Below are 17,931 nucleotides of genomic sequence, written 5' to 3'. Positions count from 1 at the left end.
GGTTATTAATTTACCATATATTAAATCATATCGTCAACACTTTTTAATAAAAAATTCTTTTCCTTACATAACGTGTGCACTCTTCCGCATTTGCTACTCTTCGAAACAAACAAAAAATAATTTTATATCTTTCTTCCATTGTTTTTTTTACGACATCATGTATTCTCTCGTCTGCAAAATCAAATAAAAGCTCATCTAGTTCCCTCTTCAATAAATATTCTATTTCTTTCTGTTCTTCTTTTGTAATCATAATCCCAAACAAACTATCACCTCAACAATTACTCATAACCACTAAAATCGAAACTCATACTATATCGTCCATTATATCCATTTCCTATAATGTTAATCTTTCAGTTCTCTTTTCAACTTTTTAAGCATATAAGTAACTGAAAAGGATTGGACAAAGGGGCGGAGTATTATGTTTTTCTTTTTTATAACAAGTAAACGTAAATTTAAGCACATTAGTTTAATTATTGTACTATCCTTATTTACAGCATGGCTTCTCTTTCTAAAGACATATTCTCATCAGTCTGCTTTTTCAACTGCTACTGGTCCAAAAGTCATTTACAAAGGTGATACCGCAAAAAAACAGGTTGCGTTAACATTCGATATTAGTTGGGGAGATAAAAAGGCAATTCCTATTCTTGATACTTTAAAAGAAAGAAACATTAAAAATGCGACTTTCTTCCTCTCTGCAGCATGGGCAGAAAGACATCCCGATATTGTTGAACGAATTATACAGGATGGTCACGAAATTGGGAGTATGGGATATAACTATACCTCTTATACTTCTTTGGAAGCGAACGAGATACGAAGAGATCTTTTACGCTCACAAGGTGTTTTTGCAAAACTTGGAATAAAACAAATCAAGCTCTTGCGTCCTCCTAGCGGGGAATTTAATAAAACAGTTCTCAAAGTAGCAGATTCTCTTGGATATACTGTTGTACACTGGAGTAATAATTCAAACGACTGGAAAAATCCTGGTGTAAATAAAATTGTATCTACGGTTTCTAACAATTTACGAGGTGGAGATATCATTTTATTACATGCTTCGGATTCGGCACTTCAAACAAATAGATCTCTACCGCTGCTCCTGCAGAAATTAAAAAGTGATGGCTATGGGCAAGTATCTGTATCACAACTTATTTCTAACACAAATGCAAAAAGTAAAGACATAAAATAAAATCTCTATCTTCTACTTTCTTTCGTTTCCCTAAATTTCGAATCAGATTCTTATTGCTTACAAATAACGAAATAAACATCCCCCCTATCAAAAATGGTACAACACCTCACTCAAAAGATGTTGTACCATTTTTCACGCTTATCCTCTTAACTAGCTGACTTACTTCTTTGCCCTATTAAACGATGTAATATGAGTAACTGATATGCATTACACAGTAAAAGTGGGATAACCATTAAATATAACCAATCAGTATCATTAATACGAAGCGCCGGTACCCATTCAAGAATTGTTACGACGACCATAAAGAATAAAGCAGGTACAAACGCTTTTTTATTCGTCTCTTTACTCTTTATATAAGCTACAATCGCTCCGAATATAAATAATATTCCAGCTACCAGAATATTATTCCCTAACGAAACATCCCCATTTGCGACGAGTACTGATCTTAAGTACACAAAATCAAACAGTACAAATGCAATAAAAATGAGCTGAACTGCACTCCAAAGAGAAGATGATCGGAACATTCCTAGTCCAAAACGATGAACCGTTAAATACGCAAAAAACCCCATTTGACTAATTACACTAAAAATAAAACCTACACCAAGTAACCAAAAAGAAATCATTAAAATTTCTTTAACGTCAAAATTTTGAAAAAATTTTGCGTACTTGTCCCATCCTAGAATAAAACCAATCAGGATTGTACTGATTCCTCCAAGCAGCAACGTCGTTAAAAATAGTCGTACCCATTTTCGGCTATTCACAACCCATCCCCCATTATTGATATATTTCTACTTAAATTGTATCAATGACAATTTCAAAAAGCTAGCCATGAACATGTATAAATTCCTCTAAGATATTTATATTAAAAAAGAGAACTGTGTTGAAAGGAGCTCCAGCTAATGAAACGGATGCTGCTCGTTTTAGTTTCTTCCCTTCTTTTTACTGTACTTGTTGCATGTGCACAAGGAAAAGAAGCGAAATCTGAATTAGATTACGACCAAACCAAAAAAATGATTGTCGATATTTTAAAAACCGATCAAGGGAAGAAAGCAATTCAAGATGTATTAACAGATGAGAAAATGAAACAAGCACTTATATTAGATGAAACTGTGGTCAAAAAAACGATTGAAGATGCAATGGTATCCGAAAAAGGGCAGCAGCTTTGGGAAAAACTATTTAAAGATCCTGAGTTTTCATCAAAATTTGCTAAAGGCATTGAAAAAGAACAAACAGCCTTAATGAAGACCCTATTAAAAGACCCAGAATACCAAGCAGGCGTTATAGAAATTATGAAAAACCCCGAAGTAGAGAAAATGATGCTACAAACAATGAAAAGCAAAGAGTATCGTCAATATTTGCAACAAGTATTAACAGAAACTGCTGAAAGCCCACTCTTCCAAGCTAAGATGATTGACATCATTAGTAAAGGCATTGAAAAAGCCGAAAAAGGTGGAGGAGCCGAGAAAAAAGAAGGTGGTGGAGAAGGCGGAAAAGGCGGATCACAAGAACAAAAATAAAACAAATCTCTACACATAATAATTTCCCCACCTCTATATTTGGCGGGGAAATTCTCTACTCGTAGAGGTTTATTTTTGTTTAACTGATGTTCTATCAATAACTTGCTCAGCTATCGTCCGATAGATGACACCTGTTTTATGTGTGTCCTCGTATACAGATGGTGCAAAATCTTCTTTATTCCAATCTGGTTGTTGAAGTGGAATTCGTCCTAATACATCTGTTTGTAATTCTGCGGCTAATTTATCTCCTCCGCCTTTTCCAAACACATACTCTTTCTCACCGGTTGCTTTACTTTCGAAGTAAGCCATATTTTCAACAACCCCAAGAATACTATGTTCCGTACGGAGCGCCATAGCACCTGCACGAGCTGCTACAAAGGCCGCTGTTGGATGAGGCGTTGTTACAATAATTTCTTTACAAGATGGTAGCATTGAATGAACATCTAAAGCTACATCTCCTGTACCTGGTGGCAAATCTAATACTAAATAGTCTAAGTCGCCCCATTCCACCTCTGTGAAAAAATGATTTAACATTTTACCAAGCATCGGTCCTCTCCAAATAACAGGAGCATTGTCTTCTACAAAGAAGCCCATCGAAATTACTTTTACCCCTAAACGCTCCACAGGAATAATTTTATCCCCTCTTACGATTGGACGTTTTTCGATTCCCATCATATCAGGCACACTAAAGCCATATATATCAGCGTCAATAATACCAACTTTCTTTCCTAAACGAGCTAATGAAATGGCCAAGTTTACAGAAACTGTGGATTTACCAACTCCACCTTTTCCACTTGCAACTGCTAAAAATGTCGTTTTAGAATGCGGTGATAATAAAGATTGGCTTTCTTGCTCTTCCACTGGCGGCGCAAACTGTGCCAATTCGTCCTCTGTAAATTCGGCAAAACGTAAGCCAACCGTTGCTGCTCCAAGCTCTTTCACAAGCTTCACAATAGTAGCCTGCAATTGCATTTGTTCAGCAGTTCCTGTTTTTACAATTGCAATTTTAACACTGACATGCTCTTTCTCAGGCTTTACAGTTACCTCTTTAATTGCATTTGTTTCTTTTAACGTTTTATGTAGAAATGGATCCGCAATCCCTTCAAGCGCCTCCACTACCTGCTCTTTCGTTACCATAATCAGCCCAGCCCCCTGTATGAAAAAATAAAGTAATGTTACATAAATTGGGTTTGTTTATTTTCATTTTCAAAATAAATGCGTTTACATTTCCAGTATAACATATTTTCCGAAAACTTCGTTAACAAGAGAGATTCAAAAAATCCTCCTTATTCAGGAGGATTTCCTTTTTCCGTAAAATAACGTAGTATTCCACGGTATATTGCAGCTGCCACTTTTTGCTGATATTTCTCCGAATTCAACATATATCTTTCATTCACATTTGATAAAAATCCAGCCTCAATTAAAGCTCCCGGTGTTTTCGCATACTTAAGCAAATAAACATGAGAAATCGTTTTAGCTGAACGGTTTGTATTTTCTAGACTCGTTCGTAATTCAGCCTGTATAAACTTCGCTGCTCGTTCATTTTCAATTAAAGAGCGATAGTAAAACGTTTGTGCACCTTTTGACCCGCTACTCGGCAAAGCATTTAAATGAACGCTCGCAAAAAAGTCAACATCGGGCTTATTAATAATTTCTACACGTTTTTTGAGATCCTCTGCTTTGCGCCTACTATATGACTTTGTATCTTTGTCAGCTAAATCATAATCTCCCTCTCGCGTTAAAATAACTAATGCACCTTGTTCTTGTAAATAATCTTGTACCATTTTTGTAATTTCAAGCGTAATGTCTTTTTCTACAATATCTTTTCCACCAACCGCCCCTCCATCTGGTCCACCATGCCCGGCATCCAATACAATTACTTTCCCAGATAGGGGTAAGTTCCAAGCTCGCCACGATTTTGTAATTTGAAATTCTTGTTTCACCAAGAAAAACAGTACAACTGCAGCAAGCATAAAAGAGATAATCCGAATTCTCTTCATACCTTTCCTCCTCCAGCTAGTCCCTCTAATTACTTATATGGGACAAGAGGAAAGTTTATGCTTCTCTTCTTAATGCAGCTTTAAACGATATCTTCTTTCACCCTTTTCGTAGCCCTCACGCCACCATGAACTAATAAATTGTTCACAGGATTCATACAGCGAATCCTCAGCGTTTGATTCTATCTCCCGCATGGTCATGCTTGTTAAAAATTGAAACAACATTTCCGTTAATTGCTGCTCTTCTTCTAAAGCTCTATATTTCACATCAAAAAAGGATTCACCATAATAGCCAAATTTACTATATCTTGCTCCTAATAAATACGATTCAATTCCAAGTTCAATACAATAATCCTCATACTGCCTGTGCAACTCTTTCATATCGAAGGCATCACGAATATTGGACCTTAGCGTTTTTAATGATAATTCACGAAGCATCTTCCGTTCATATTTCAACTGCTTTTCTTTTTGTTTTTCTTGTAAGCTAACAATGACATTCATAGTACTTATAAACCTCCCTAATACGTATTAGTCTAAACTTCTAAAGATGAAGCATACGTAGGAAGGTAGCACTAAAATATTCCAAGATATAATACATTAAAAAACCGGTATAAAACCTTTCCTTTCAAGTGAGAGAGCGCGTCCAGCTATGCATAGAAGCGATCAGATCCTCCCTCTGCCCCATGACGAATTAAAACAAAAAGAGAAAACAAGTGCAAGTTATCTTTTGTTCTTTGTGGCAGCGCCTTATATGTTGAAAACTCAAAATGGATTGATATAGCTCCATTAAACATAATAAAAAACCCCAGCCAAAAAGCAGTCTGGTCTATGCTAATGATTTTCCCCCATATCCCCCTCCTTTAACTACTCTTAACTCCTTAATTAATGTCCATCTACTTATTGGACAAACACATATTTTCTTATCTCTTACACGTTTCTAGAATATTTGCCGTTTCAGCTTGATTGCAGAATGAATAAAGTAAATTAGCGATTTTAAATTGCAAAAAATATGAAAGGAATGTTCTGTAATTGGGAAATATTAAATCAAATTCTATTATGGGAAGTAAAGTATGCCTCCCCACACCAGGTGTACAATCTTTTTTACCACGGCAGAAAACACCGCCTTTTCCAAAAAAGGTTATACAGAATGACGATGTCACAGCTCCAAGTATCATAAAACAGTTTAAAGGAGTAGATTATAACGGGTGGTTTCCGCCGGATACAATGGGCGCAGTTGGTCTTAATCATGTTGTAAATGTTGTAAATGGAGGAATATCGATCAATCAAAAGGAGGATGGTGCTGTTCTTACCACTACCACTTTAGATGATTTTTGGACCCCAACTGGAGTCATTACAGAAGGTACTTTTGCTTTTGACCCAAAAATCCTTTATGACAATTTATCCAATCGGTTCTTCATCATTTCGCTCGCGGGGGAAAGCTCTCCTAATTCCTGGCTGCTCGTGGGCGTGTCGAATCCTGAAGACCCATTTAACTGGGTATTCCGAGCAATTGATGCAGATATATTTAATAATATGCAGTTAGATACTTGGGCTGACTATCCAAGTTTAGGACTGGACAATACTCATGTCTACGTAACTGCCAACATGTTCAACAATGAGGGAAGTTATCAGGCAACTAAAATCTGGGTGTTCGAGAAGAGTCAGCTGTACTCGATGGATAGCATGACCTGGTATGAGTTCTATGAACCGCCTGGTGCATTTTTTACAACACAGCCTACTCAAGTGTTTGATCCAAATGTTTCAGTTCAGTACTTGATCTCACTAGCCAGTCTGGATAGTTTGCAGCTAAACCAAATATCATTTTCTAACGGGATACCTTTTTGGACACAACTTCAACAAATTAATATCGCTTCACTTAGCGGCTCTGTCATACCAGGCGCTCTTCAAAAGGACTCCCCTCAATTAATTGACACAGGAGATACTCGCCTTTTGCAAGCTATTTATCGTAATGAAACAATTTGGACAACCCATACTGTACCTAGCCAAGACGGAAGCAGAGCAGAGGTTTCTTGGTATCAAATTGATCCGGAGATAAGCACCCCAATTCAACAGGGGCGAGTTCAACACAGCACACACTCCTATTATTATCCTTCTCTCGCCGTCAACTCCTCCAACCATATGGTAATCGGTTTTAGCGGATCATCCACAGACCTATTTGCAAGTGCCTTCTTCACAGGAAGACGTGCAAGCGATGCACCTGGCACAACAGAACAAGTTACCTTGCTTCAAGCTGGACAAGCTACCTACTTTTTAACGGATGGCATGGGACGGAACCGATGGGGAGATTACAGCGCAACATGCATTGACCCTTCCAATGATCAGGAATTTTGGACAGTTCAAGAATATGTGGTTAGTCAAGACTTTTGGGGAACATGGTGGGGAGTCGTTAAGTTCCTTGAGTAGGAAGCAAAGGTCTACAATTAAATTTTTCTCTAAAAAGCTGGCGCAGGTATAAAGGAGGTACAAGAGCGATTGGGTCACTCTGATATACAAATGACGTTGAACATCTATACACATGTAACAGATACCCTAAAAGAGACCACAAAAATCCCAAAAATAATTGAACTATGATTTGTGGTGACCAGGAGTGACCCAAAAATATTTTCGTGATCAAAATGTGACCAAAACCCCTTTTCCACATAAAAAAAGACCCCCAAGCAAAAAGCTTGAGAGCCTTTGAAACGTCGATAATTAACGTTTTGAGAACTGAGGTGCACGACGTGCGCCTTTAAGACCGTATTTTTTACGCTCTTTCATACGTGCGTCACGAGTTAATAGACCTGCACGTTTTAATGTTAGACGGTATTCTGGGTCAGCTTTTAATAAAGCGCGAGAAATACCGTGACGAATAGCACCAGCTTGACCAGTGTATCCACCACCATTTACGTTTACAAGTACATCGTAGTTACCTAAAGTTTCTGTTGCAACTAGAGGTTGTTTCACTACTTCACGTAATGCAGCAAATGGGATATAGTTTTCAAAATCACGACCGTTAATGATAACGCGTCCTTCGCCTGGAACTAGGCGTACGCGTGCTACTGAACTCTTACGACGTCCAGTACCATAGTATTGTACCTGTGCCAATGTAAGCCCTCCTTTAATTAATTATCCGCGAAGTTCGTAAACTTCTGGTTTTTGTGCTTGGTGTGGATGCTCAGCTCCAGCATACACATTTAATTTTTTAGACACTTGACGTCCTAAACGTCCTTTTGGAAGCATGCCTTTAATTGCAAGCTCTAACATTTGTACAGGGTAGTTTGTACGCATTTCTAGAGCTGTTCTTTGTTTAAGTCCACCTGGGTGGTTAGTGTGACGGTAGTAAATTTTATCGTTTAATTTATTACCTGTTAAATGAATTTTCTCAGCGTTAATAATAATTACATGATCACCCGTGTCAACGTGTGGTGTAAATGTTGGTTTGTTTTTACCACGTAAAATGGATGCTACTTCACTAGCAAGGCGACCTAAAGTTTGACCTTCAGCGTCAACCACATACCATTTACGCTCAACTTCGTTAGCTTTTGCCATAAAAGTCGTACGCATGTGTTTCCCTCCTCGTTATCTTTTCCATAGAAAAAATCTATTGTTTATCTTAAACACGATTTCCTTCCGGGGCTAATCGTGGTTTTAGAAACAATACCATATGTTATGATATCCTTTTGAGTTTCTAATGTCAAGCAAATGTTACACCAGGATTAGTTGTTATAGTTTACCTGCCATAAATAAAGCCCGTGCCCTGGCACCATCTTCCCAGCAAAACGACGATCTTGTTTTTTTAAAATCTCTGGAATGCTGTCAGGAACCATCTTCCCTTGTCCTACGCTAAGTAGTGTACCAACAATAATTCGAACCATATTATATAAAAATCCATTACCTACAAAACGAAAAATCAACTCATCATCTTGTTCCATTAAATCTATTTCATAAATTGTTCGCACTTTATCCTTTTTGTCAGTTTTTGCCGAACAAAACGAAGTGAAATCATGTGTTCCAATAAAATAAGGAATTGCTTTTCTTATAGATTCTATCTCAAGCGGATATGGATACTGGTATACGTAATTTCTACGGAATACATCAGCATTTTTAGATAATAATACACGATAGCGATATTCTTTTCTTTCAACACCATAGCGTGCATGAAAATCTTCTGTTTTTTTCTCTACTTGCAAGGCAACTATATCATCTGGCAGCATGGTATTTAATGCATTCATCCATTGCCATTCTTCAAGAGACAACGGTGTGTCAAAATGAATAACCTGTCCTCTTGCATGAACCGTAGAATCTGTTCGTCCTGATGCCTGAACACGAACGAGCTCTCCTTTATGCAATTTTTGCAGAGCTTTCTCTATTTCTTGTTGAACAGTACGATGCTGCGGTTGAATTTGATAACCGCAAAAATTGATACCATCATATGCAACTGTACATTTTATTCTTTCCATTTCTCTATTCTCCATTACGATCGCACCCATGCTAGAATACATGCTAAACAAAGTAAACTTACTATCGTTAACGTATCACTTGTTTTCCAACGTAGCTGCCTAAATTTAGAACGTCCCTCACCACTTTGATACCCACGCGCTTCCATTGCAATCGCTAAGTCCTCAGCACGCTTAAAAGCACTAATAAAAAGCGGTACAAGCAAAGAAATAACCGCCTTTAATCGATCCTTTATCGGCCCACTAGAAAAATCAATACCACGGGATGCTTGTGCTTTCATAATTTTACTCGTTTCATCCATTAATGTTGGAATAAAACGAAGAGAAATAGACATCATCAATGCGATTTCATGAACAGGAACCTTTATACGCTTTAATGGCTTTAATAACGTCTCCATACCATCAGTAATTTCAATCGGTGTTGTCGTTAACGTCAATAAGGTCGTCATTAAAATAATGACGAAAAAGCGTATGGAAATATATATCCCTTGTTCCAATCCTTTTTCATGTACCGAAAACCAACCAAGCTGAAGCAGTACATCCCCTTCTTTATTTGTAAAAATATGCAGAAAAAATGTAAAAAGAAAAATCCATAAGATTGGTTTTAAGCCCGAAAGTACATAACGAATCGGCACTTTTGCAAAAAATAAAGCAATGAGTGCATATAAAAATAAAAATCCATATGAAATCGCATTATTTGCTAAAAAGACAACAAATACATATAAAAAGACAATCAACAGCTTCGTACGTGGATCAAGTTGATGAATGAGCGACCTGCCTGGAATATATCTCCCAATAATCAACTGCTGCATGATTCATGACCACCTTTTCGTAACACCTGTACAACTTCATGAGTAAAATCCTCTAAAGATAAGGTAGCCTTTGGAATCGTAATACCAAATTTCTCTTCAATTGCACGTTTATACTTTAAAGACATTGGAAGATCCACACCGATTTGTTCTAATTCATCAGCATGTGAAAATACTTCCTCTGCTGTTCCTTGCAAAAAGACCGTTCCTTTATGCATAACTACAATTTGCTCTGCATACTTAGCGGCATCCTCCATATTATGGGTAACAAGGATTACTGTGAGCCCTTGCTCTTTATGAAGCTTATAAAACATTTCCATCAACTCTTGCTGTCCTTTTGGATCAAGTCCTGCTGTCGGTTCATCTAATACAAGAACTTCCGGTTCCATAGCAAGTACACCTGCTATCGCAACACGTCTCATTTGTCCACCACTTAACTCAAACGGAGAACGAGTTAATAATTCTGGGTTCAATCCAACAAGCTCGATCGCATCTCTCGCTCTTTGCTTCGCCTTCTCTTCAGATACACCAAAATTTGAGGGCCCAAAACAAATATCCTTCTCAACTGTTTCTTCAAATAACTGATGCTCTGGAAATTGAAAGACAACTCCTACTTTTTTTCGTAGTGGTTTTAATTTCTTCTCTTTTTTTTGCGAGGAAATTAAATGCTCTCCAATTTGGACTGTGCCACTTGTCGGCTGCAATAAACCATTTAAATGTTGAATCATCGTTGATTTGCCCGAACCAGTATGACCGATAATGGCATAATACCCCCCACTTGGAAACGACACGTTTACATCATAAAGCGCGCGTCTTTCAAATGGAGTTTTATATTGATAACGATGCTCTACTGTTTGGAATGTAATCTCCAAAGTTCGTTCACCAAGCTTTCCATTGTAAGATGCGTATTTTGCAGTGGAATTTCATTTCTTTTTAATAATTCTGCTATTTTTACTGAGAATGGTACATCTAGCCCGATTTCTCTAAGCATACGAGAGGATTTAAAGATTTGCTCTGGTGTACCTTCCTCTAATATTTCTCCCTGATTCAAAATGATAATACGGTCTGACTGTGCAGCCTCTTCCAAATCATGGGTAATTGATAGCACGGTAATACCTTTTGCATCAACAAGCTTCCTAACCGTTTCAATTACTTCACGCCGTCCTTGAGGATCTAACATTGATGTCGCTTCATCCAATATTAAAATAGACGGTTGTAATGCTAGCACACCTGCAATCGCCACACGCTGCTTTTGCCCACCGGATAATGAATGAGGTTCTTCGTTCAGAAACTCTTCCATTCGGACCATTTCTAGCGCTTGATTCATCCGTTCTACCATTTGCTCTCGAGGCATTCCGATATTCTCAAGACCAAATACAACATCATCTTGCACTGTTGTTCCAACAAATTGATTGTCTGGATTTTGAAATACCATACCAATTTGTTTTCGAATATCCCATACCGTTTCTTCGGATAAAATCATTGTATCATTTACAACAATCGTTCCTGATTCCGGCAAAAATAATCCATTTAATAATTTTGCAAGTGTAGACTTTCCTGAACCATTTTGTCCAATTACAGAAACCCATTCTCCCTCATATAAAGAGAATGATACGTCTTTTAATGCATAAAAAGTTGCCCCGGGATATTGAAATGATATATTTTGCGTGCGAAGTTTCTCTTTTTTCAATGCAAGGCACCCTCTCTCATTACTTTACCAAGTTAGCCCATTTTCTATATTTAAAAAAAAAGGGCCATGACCAGTTACTTGAAAAGAACTGTCCTGCCCTTTTAATCATCATTATACTAACTCGATAATTACCATTGGTGCTGCGTCTCCGCGACGTGGACCAATTTTTGCAATACGAGTGTATCCGCCTTGACGCTCAGCATAGCGTGGAGCTACATCAGCGAATAATTTTTGAAGTGCATCTTGACCAGTCTCAGCATTAGCAACTTCATTGCGGATGAAAGATGCAGCTTGACGGCGAGCATGAAGATCTCCGCGTTTACCTAAAGTGATCATTTTTTCCACTACAGAACGAAGTTCTTTTGCACGAGTTTCTGTCGTTTGGATGCGCTCGTTGATAATTAAATCAGTAGCTAAGTCACGTAACATAGCTTTACGTTGCGCACTTGTACGGCCTAATTTTCTGTATGCCATTCGTAGTTCCCTCCTTTGTTGATGAGTTTAAATCCTCAGTCGTCTTTACGTAAGCCTAAACCTAATTCCTCAAGCTTATGCTTAACTTCTTCTAAGGATTTACGTCCTAAGTTACGAACTTTCATCATATCTTCTTCTGTTTTGTTCGCAAGCTCTTGTACAGTATTAATTCCTGCACGTTTTAAGCAATTATAAGAACGAACAGAAAGATCAAGTTCTTCAATAGTCATCTCTAGAACTTTTTCTTTTTGATCTTCTTCCTTCTCGACCATAATCTCAGCATTTTGCGCTTCATCAGTTAAACCAACGAAGATGTTTAAATGCTCAGTTAAGATTTTGGCACCTAAAGAGATAGCTTCTTTTGGCCCGATGCTTCCATCCGTCCATACATCAAGCGTAAGCTTATCATAATTTGCCACTTGTCCGACACGTGTCTTTTCCACTTGGTAAGTCACACGTGATACTGGAGTATAAATAGAATCAATAGGAATAACTCCTATTGGTTGATCTTCGCTTTTATTTGCATCAGCTGGCGTATACCCACGGCCACGCTTTGCAGTTAAACGCACGCGGAAATGCGCATCCTTTGCTAACGTCGCAATGTATAAATCTGGATTTAAGATTTCAACATCACTATCGTGAGTAATATCAGCAGCTGTGACAATACCTTCGCCCTGTACATCGATTTCCAACGTCTTCTCTTCTTCAGAGTAGATTTTAAGAGCTAACTTTTTCAAGTTTAAGATGATCGTTGTAACGTCTTCTACTACGCCCTCAACTGTTGAAAATTCGTGTAATACGCCATCGATTTGGATAGCAGTTACAGCGGCACCAGGGAGTGAGGATAAAAGAATACGACGAAGGGAGTTACCCAAAGTAGTACCATATCCACGCTCAAGCGGTTCAATCACGAATTTACCATACTTAGCATCTTCGTTAAGTTCAACCGTTTCGATTTTCGGTTTTTCAATTTCAATCATTAACTAAACCCTCCTTCAAAACGTCGAAACCCCGGCTAAACAAAGGAAAAACCTCTGTCTAACCGAAAGTCCCCCTTAGGCAGTTCCCGATTGTGCACAACAAGCGATGTTTCTGTACGAAATTTCTCGATAATGCATCATATCCATTATAGACAAAAGGGAAAATTCTATACAGAAAAATTAAACACGACGACGTTTTGGCGGACGACATCCATTATGAGGAACTGGAGTAACATCTCTGATTGCTGTTACTTCTAGACCTGCAGCTTGAAGAGCACGAATTGCAGCTTCACGACCAGCACCAGGACCTTTTACAGTAACCTCTAAAGTTTTTAAACCGTGCTCCATTGCAACTTTAGCAGCAGTTTCAGCAGCCATTTGCGCAGCGAATGGAGTAGATTTACGAGATCCACGGAAACCAAGTGCACCAGCACTAGACCAAGAAAGCGCGTTACCGTGAGTATCTGTAAGTGTTACGATTGTGTTGTTGAAAGTAGAACGAATATGAGCTACACCAGCTTCAATATTCTTTTTCACACGTTTTTTACGAGTGTTTGTTTTACGTGCCATTGTTAGTTCAACCTCCTTTACTTATTATTTCTTTTTATTTGCTACTGTACGACGTGGACCTTTACGTGTACGAGCATTGTTTTTAGAGTTTTGACCACGAACTGGTAAACCACGACGGTGACGAAGACCACGGTAAGAACCGATCTCCATTAGACGTTTAATGTTAAGTGATACTTCACGACGAAGGTCTCCCTCAACTTTAATACGATCGATGATATCACGGATACGTCCTAATTCGTCTTCCGTTAAATCACGAACTCGTGTTTCTTCAGAAACACCAGCTTCAGCAAGAATTTTTTCAGCAGTTGTGCGACCAATGCCGAATACGTAAGTTAAAGAAATAACAACGCGTTTGTCACGAGGAATATCTACACCTGCGATACGTGCCATTCTGAATGCACCTCCTTCTGATTAACCTTGTTTTTGTTTATGTTTAGGGTTTTCACAAATAACCATTACTTTTCCACGTCTACGAATAACTTTACATTTTTCGCAGATTGGTTTAACTGACGGTCTTACTTTCATGTCTCGAACCTCCTTAAAGATTACGGAGTGCTATATTATTTAAAACGGTACGTAATACGACCACGATTTAAATCGTACGGAGATAATTCTACCGTAACTTTGTCTCCTGGTAAAATACGAATGAAGTTCATACGGATTTTACCAGAAACGTGAGCCAATACGACATGCCCATTCTCTAATTCTACTTTGAACATAGCATTTGGCAACGTTTCAAGAACGGTACCTTCGACTTCAATTACATCATCTTTAGCCATTCAATAGTTCTCCCTTCTTCAAATCAGTAACATTTTACACTGCTCTGAAATCCCGGAGAGCCAGCTACTTATAAAGTGGTAAGGATTTCGTATCCTGCTTCTGTAAGAGCAATCGTGTGCTCAAAATGGGCACACCATTTACCATCTACCGTTACCACTGTCCAGTCATCAGATAGTGTTTTTACATATCGTCTTCCTTGGTTCACCATCGGCTCAACACAGATGACCATGCCCGGCTTTAATCTAGGACCTTTATTTGGTGGACCATAGTGCGGGATTTGAGGGTCTTCATGTAAGTCTTGCCCGATTCCGTGACCAACATACTCCCTAACGATCGAGAATCCATTATCTTCAACATACGTTTGAATCGCATGTGAGACATTTGATAATCTCTCGCCTGGTTTTATTTGTTCTAGACCAAGATACAACGATTTTTCTGTGACATCAAGTAGCTTTTGAACAGATTCAGAAATGTTTCCTACTGGATACGTCCATGCAGAATCTCCATGGTACCCATTGTATTTCGCACCAATATCGATACTGATGATATCGCCCTCTTGGAGCTTGCGCCTTCCTGGAATCCCATGTACAAGCTCTTCATTTACAGAAGCACAGATGCTTCCCGGAAATCCATTGTATCCTTTAAAAGATGGCGTAGCACCATATTTTCGAATCGTCTTTTCCGCTATTTGATCGAGCTCTTTCGTTGTAATTCCTGGAGTAATATGCTTTTTCAACTCTTGATGAGTTAAAGCAACGATCCTGCCAGCTTCTCGCATGATTTCTATCTCGCGAGGAGTTTTGCAAATGATCATTACGCTAAGCCTCCGATGAGAACATCGATATCAGCAAATACTTTATTGATATCTTGCTCACCATTAATGCTTTGTAAGTAACCAAGCTCTTCATAGAAATCAAGCAAAGGTTGTGTTTGCTTAATATTTACCTCTAAACGATTCGCTACAGTTTCTTCGTTGTCATCAGAGCGTTGATATAATTCGCCACCACATTTATCGCACACATCAGCTTTTGCTGGTGGATTGAATTCTAAGTGGTAAGTCGCACCGCACTCTTTACAAATGCGACGGCCTGTAAGACGTTTTAATAGCAATCCTGAATCCACATTAATGTTTAAAACATAGTCGATTTTTTTGCCAAGATCTTTCATAATCTCTTCAAGAGCAGATGCTTGTGCAACTGTTCGTGGAAAACCGTCTAATAAGAAGCCTTTCACGCAGTCTTCTTGGCTTAAACGTTCACGAACGATTCCAATTGTAACCTCATCTGGTACAAGCGCACCTTTATCAATAAAAGATTTTGCTTGTAAACCAAGTTCAGTTTCAGCTTTCATCGCTGCACGGAACATATCTCCTGTTGAGATGTGAGGGATGTTATACTTGGCAACAATCTGTTCGGCTTGTGTACCTTTACCAGCACCAGGAAGCCCCATTAAAATTAAGTTCATCTTTGTTCCCCCTCATAATGAGCATGTAGGGAAGACACATCTTCCCACTTACTCACTGCTTGATAAACCCTTTGTAATGGCGTTTTACCAGTTGGCTTTCTAGCTGCTTCATTGTTTCTAAAGCAACGCCGACAACGATTAACATACTCGTTCCACCGATCTGTGCAGATGGAGGAAGATTTCCCAGCTTCGTAAAGATAACTGGTAGAATTGCAATCGCTGCTAGGAAAATAGATCCTACAAAGGTCAAACGATACAAGATTTTTGTTAGATATTGCTCTGTATTCTTACCCGGACGAATACCAGGAACATATCCACCTTGTTTGTTTAGATTCTCTGACATTTGTTCTGGATTAACCTGAACAAATGCATAGAAATATGTGAAGGCTACAATGAGCGCAACATATATAATCATTCCCACTGGATGAGAATAGTTAAAGTTTTGGATAATCCACTGCGATATATCATGTTTCGGGAAGAACTGTGCAATAGTTGGAGGCGTAATCAAGAATGAAACAGCAAAAATTACTGGAATAACACCCGCACTATTTACCTTAAGAGGTAAATGTGTGTTTTGTGCTCCAGTATAACTACCATTTCCTCCTGTTACACGCTTCGCATATTGAATTGGAATCTTTCTAACAGCCTGTTGAATGAAGATAACTCCAACAACAACTGCTAGCACAGCTAGTAATATCAATACAACTTTAACGATACTCATGAACAGTTGATCTCCGACATTTTGAAACTGTTGTTGATACACTTGAGATATTACACTTGGGATAGCTGCGGCAATACCAGCAAAGATGAGGATGGAAATACCATTCCCTACACCTTTAGCTGTAATCTGTTCACCTAACCACATTAAAAATGCAGTACCAGCAGTCAGTACCGTAGCAATGTATAAATAAGTGCTCCAACCTGGATTCAAAATTAACTGCCCACCTACCATACCGTTAAAACCGATTGACATACCAAACCCCTGAATAAACGCAAGAACAATTGTAAAGTAACGCGTGAATTGTGTTAATTTACGACGGCCCATTTCGCCTTGCTTCGACCATTCCGAAAATTTAGGAACAACATCCATCTGCAATAATTGCACGATGATGGATGCTGTAATATACGGCATGATTCCCATCGCAAAGATGGAGAAGTTTTTCAAAGCGCCACCGCCAAATGTATTAAGGATTCCTAATGCATTTAACTGATCTTGTGCTTTCAGTACGTCTCCATTTGTAAATGGCACTGGGATAAACGTGCCAATCCTGAATACGATTAACATCGCTAAAGTGAATAATATTTTACGTCTTATCTCAGCAACGCGCATAAAGTTGGAGATTGTACGAAACATTAGATCACCTCAACTGTTCCGCCAGCTGCTTCAATTGCTTCTTTAGCACTTGAAGAGAACTTGTGCGCTTTAACAGTTAGTTTTTTCTCAACTGCTCCGCTTGCAAGAACTTTAACACCGTCGTTTAATTTGCTGATAACGCCAGTTTCCAGCAATAATTCAGGTGTTACTTCTGTACCATCTTCAAAACGATTTAACGTCGCTAAGTTTACGATAGCAAACTCTTTGCGGTTAATGTTTGTGAAGCCGCGTTTTGGTAAACGACGGAATAATGGAGTTTGACCACCTTCAAAGCCAAGACGAACACCGCCGCCAGAACGTGCGTTTTGTCCTTTATGACCTTTACCAGCAGTTTTACCGTTACCAGAACCGATACCGCGACCGACACGGTTACGTACTTTACGAGAACCTTCTGCAGGTTTTAATTCATGAAGTTTCATTCCCAGGCACCTCCTTATATTAATGAGTTATCCTTAAGCTTCTTTTACAGTTACAAGGTGAGAAACTTTGTTGATCATACCAAGAATAGCAGGAGTTTCTTCCTTAACTACAGTTGAATTCAACTTTTTAAGACCTAAAGCTTCTACAGTCGCACGTTGATCTTGCGGACGACCAATTACACTACGAGTGAGGGTAATTTCTAACTTTTTCGCCAT

Annotated in this window: 26 protein-coding genes and 1 pseudogene; 4 read left to right on the top strand and 23 right to left on the bottom strand. The window is 38.6% G+C overall.

The window, feature by feature from the left end:
• Window positions 1-43: 43 nt before the first annotated feature.
• Window positions 44-262 (bottom strand): hypothetical protein, encoded by a 219-nt coding sequence (locus QRY57_RS02530; protein ID WP_090694416.1) that lies wholly within the window; start codon window positions 260-262, stop codon window positions 44-46.
• Window positions 263-418: 156 nt separating this feature from the next.
• On the opposite strand from QRY57_RS02530, the gene pdaB reads away from it, so the two are divergent.
• The gene (pdaB, locus tag QRY57_RS02525) at window positions 419-1,183 is read left to right on the top strand and encodes a polysaccharide deacetylase family sporulation protein PdaB (RefSeq protein WP_026593392.1); all 765 of its coding nucleotides are present in this window, start codon (window positions 419-421) and stop codon (window positions 1,181-1,183) included.
• 146 nt (window positions 1,184-1,329) lie between these two features.
• Here pdaB and QRY57_RS02520 read toward each other — a convergent pair whose 3' ends face one another.
• Window positions 1,330-1,944 carry a KinB-signaling pathway activation protein gene (locus QRY57_RS02520; RefSeq protein ID WP_286016595.1) on the bottom strand — a complete coding sequence of 205 codons (615 nt, stop codon included), beginning with the start codon at window positions 1,942-1,944 and terminating at the stop codon, window positions 1,330-1,332.
• A gap of 138 nt (window positions 1,945-2,082) precedes the next feature.
• Here QRY57_RS02520 and gerD point away from each other — a divergent pair, with 138 nt between their 5' ends.
• Window positions 2,083-2,700 (top strand): spore germination lipoprotein GerD, encoded by a 618-nt coding sequence (gene gerD / locus QRY57_RS02515; protein WP_208019198.1) that lies wholly within the window; start codon window positions 2,083-2,085, stop codon window positions 2,698-2,700.
• A 69-nt stretch (window positions 2,701-2,769) separates the two neighbouring features.
• Here the strand turns inward: gerD and QRY57_RS02510 are convergent, their stop codons facing one another.
• The 4 genes from QRY57_RS02510 to QRY57_RS02495 form a co-directional block, all read right to left on the bottom strand.
• Window positions 2,770-3,837, bottom strand: coding sequence for an Mrp/NBP35 family ATP-binding protein (locus QRY57_RS02510; RefSeq protein ID WP_090694419.1), 1,068 nt, complete (start codon window positions 3,835-3,837; stop codon window positions 2,770-2,772).
• A 149-nt stretch (window positions 3,838-3,986) separates the two neighbouring features.
• Window positions 3,987-4,700 (bottom strand): N-acetylmuramoyl-L-alanine amidase CwlD, encoded by a 714-nt coding sequence (gene cwlD / locus QRY57_RS02505; protein WP_026593396.1) that lies wholly within the window; start codon window positions 4,698-4,700, stop codon window positions 3,987-3,989.
• Window positions 4,701-4,769: 69 nt separating this feature from the next.
• The gene (locus QRY57_RS02500) at window positions 4,770-5,198 is read right to left on the bottom strand and encodes a DUF2521 family protein (protein WP_026593397.1); all 429 of its coding nucleotides are present in this window, start codon (window positions 5,196-5,198) and stop codon (window positions 4,770-4,772) included.
• 146 nt (window positions 5,199-5,344) lie between these two features.
• Window positions 5,345-5,491, bottom strand: a complete 147-nt coding sequence (locus QRY57_RS02495; RefSeq protein WP_286016594.1) for a hypothetical protein — start codon at window positions 5,489-5,491, stop codon at window positions 5,345-5,347.
• 235 nt (window positions 5,492-5,726) lie between these two features.
• On the opposite strand from QRY57_RS02495, the gene QRY57_RS02490 reads away from it, so the two are divergent.
• The gene (locus tag QRY57_RS02490) at window positions 5,727-7,121 is read left to right on the top strand and encodes a hypothetical protein (RefSeq protein ID WP_286016593.1); all 1,395 of its coding nucleotides are present in this window, start codon (window positions 5,727-5,729) and stop codon (window positions 7,119-7,121) included.
• Between the two features lie 33 nt (window positions 7,122-7,154).
• A pseudogene (locus QRY57_RS02485) lies at window positions 7,155-7,289 on the top strand (tyrosine-type recombinase/integrase); the annotation flags it as partial.
• A gap of 120 nt (window positions 7,290-7,409) precedes the next feature.
• Here QRY57_RS02485 and rpsI read toward each other — a convergent pair.
• The 17 genes from rpsI to rpmD all read right to left on the bottom strand — a co-directional run bounded on the left by rpsI (window position 7,410) and on the right by rpmD (window position 17,931).
• Window positions 7,410-7,802 carry a 30S ribosomal protein S9 gene (gene rpsI, locus QRY57_RS02480; RefSeq protein WP_000079986.1) on the bottom strand — a complete coding sequence of 131 codons (393 nt, stop codon included), beginning with the start codon at window positions 7,800-7,802 and terminating at the stop codon, window positions 7,410-7,412.
• Between the two features lie 21 nt (window positions 7,803-7,823).
• Window positions 7,824-8,261: a 50S ribosomal protein L13 gene (gene rplM / locus QRY57_RS02475; protein WP_001260793.1), complete on the bottom strand. Its 438-nt coding sequence runs from the start codon at window positions 8,259-8,261 to the stop codon at window positions 7,824-7,826.
• A 152-nt stretch (window positions 8,262-8,413) separates the two neighbouring features.
• Complete coding sequence (truA, locus tag QRY57_RS02470; protein ID WP_349775667.1) at window positions 8,414-9,157, bottom strand: tRNA pseudouridine(38-40) synthase TruA; 744 nt, start codon at window positions 9,155-9,157, stop codon at window positions 8,414-8,416.
• Between the two features lie 14 nt (window positions 9,158-9,171).
• Window positions 9,172-9,966, bottom strand: coding sequence for an energy-coupling factor transporter transmembrane component T family protein (locus QRY57_RS02465; protein ID WP_286016591.1), 795 nt, complete (start codon window positions 9,964-9,966; stop codon window positions 9,172-9,174).
• On the bottom strand, window positions 9,954-10,835 hold the full coding sequence (locus QRY57_RS02460; protein WP_286016590.1) for an energy-coupling factor ABC transporter ATP-binding protein: 882 nt from the start codon (window positions 10,833-10,835) through the stop codon (window positions 9,954-9,956). Before QRY57_RS02460 ends, QRY57_RS02465 begins: the two co-directional genes overlap by 13 nt.
• Window positions 10,811-11,653 (bottom strand): energy-coupling factor ABC transporter ATP-binding protein, encoded by an 843-nt coding sequence (locus tag QRY57_RS02455; RefSeq protein WP_286016589.1) that lies wholly within the window; start codon window positions 11,651-11,653, stop codon window positions 10,811-10,813. Before QRY57_RS02455 ends, QRY57_RS02460 begins: the two co-directional genes overlap by 25 nt.
• Window positions 11,654-11,764: 111 nt before the next feature.
• Entirely contained in the window at window positions 11,765-12,127 is a 363-nt protein-coding gene (rplQ, locus tag QRY57_RS02450) for a 50S ribosomal protein L17 (RefSeq protein ID WP_000331491.1), read from the bottom strand.
• A 35-nt stretch (window positions 12,128-12,162) separates the two neighbouring features.
• Window positions 12,163-13,107, bottom strand: coding sequence for a DNA-directed RNA polymerase subunit alpha (locus QRY57_RS02445; protein ID WP_000569645.1), 945 nt, complete (start codon window positions 13,105-13,107; stop codon window positions 12,163-12,165).
• 180 nt (window positions 13,108-13,287) lie between these two features.
• Window positions 13,288-13,677 (bottom strand): 30S ribosomal protein S11, encoded by a 390-nt coding sequence (rpsK, locus tag QRY57_RS02440; protein WP_000101801.1) that lies wholly within the window; start codon window positions 13,675-13,677, stop codon window positions 13,288-13,290.
• Window positions 13,678-13,701: 24 nt separating this feature from the next.
• Window positions 13,702-14,067 carry a 30S ribosomal protein S13 gene (gene rpsM, locus QRY57_RS02435; protein ID WP_000090789.1) on the bottom strand — a complete coding sequence of 122 codons (366 nt, stop codon included), beginning with the start codon at window positions 14,065-14,067 and terminating at the stop codon, window positions 13,702-13,704.
• Between the two features lie 21 nt (window positions 14,068-14,088).
• Window positions 14,089-14,202: a 50S ribosomal protein L36 gene (rpmJ, locus tag QRY57_RS02430; RefSeq protein ID WP_000868344.1), complete on the bottom strand. Its 114-nt coding sequence runs from the start codon at window positions 14,200-14,202 to the stop codon at window positions 14,089-14,091.
• 35 nt (window positions 14,203-14,237) lie between these two features.
• On the bottom strand, window positions 14,238-14,456 hold the full coding sequence (gene infA / locus QRY57_RS02425) for a translation initiation factor IF-1 (RefSeq protein ID WP_001029884.1): 219 nt from the start codon (window positions 14,454-14,456) through the stop codon (window positions 14,238-14,240).
• A gap of 68 nt (window positions 14,457-14,524) precedes the next feature.
• Window positions 14,525-15,271 carry a type I methionyl aminopeptidase gene (gene map / locus QRY57_RS02420; protein WP_026593174.1) on the bottom strand — a complete coding sequence of 249 codons (747 nt, stop codon included), beginning with the start codon at window positions 15,269-15,271 and terminating at the stop codon, window positions 14,525-14,527.
• Window positions 15,271-15,921 carry an adenylate kinase gene (locus tag QRY57_RS02415; protein WP_026593173.1) on the bottom strand — a complete coding sequence of 217 codons (651 nt, stop codon included), beginning with the start codon at window positions 15,919-15,921 and terminating at the stop codon, window positions 15,271-15,273. Before QRY57_RS02415 ends, map begins: the two co-directional genes overlap by 1 nt.
• Before the next feature lie 52 nt (window positions 15,922-15,973).
• Window positions 15,974-17,275 carry a preprotein translocase subunit SecY gene (secY, locus tag QRY57_RS02410; protein WP_026593172.1) on the bottom strand — a complete coding sequence of 434 codons (1,302 nt, stop codon included), beginning with the start codon at window positions 17,273-17,275 and terminating at the stop codon, window positions 15,974-15,976.
• Window positions 17,275-17,715 carry a 50S ribosomal protein L15 gene (gene rplO / locus QRY57_RS02405; protein WP_017150138.1) on the bottom strand — a complete coding sequence of 147 codons (441 nt, stop codon included), beginning with the start codon at window positions 17,713-17,715 and terminating at the stop codon, window positions 17,275-17,277. The genes secY and rplO overlap by 1 nt, the downstream gene beginning before the upstream one ends.
• A 33-nt stretch (window positions 17,716-17,748) precedes the next feature.
• Window positions 17,749-17,931, bottom strand: a complete 183-nt coding sequence (gene rpmD, locus QRY57_RS02400; protein ID WP_001085234.1) for a 50S ribosomal protein L30 — start codon at window positions 17,929-17,931, stop codon at window positions 17,749-17,751.

This window comes from Bacillus arachidis (assembly GCF_030285945.1).
Lineage (GTDB): Bacteria > Bacillota > Bacilli > Bacillales > Bacillaceae_G > Bacillus_A > Bacillus_A arachidis.
The sequence above is the reverse complement of the archived record's forward strand: the minus strand, read 5'-3'. Positions and strand labels throughout refer to the sequence as shown.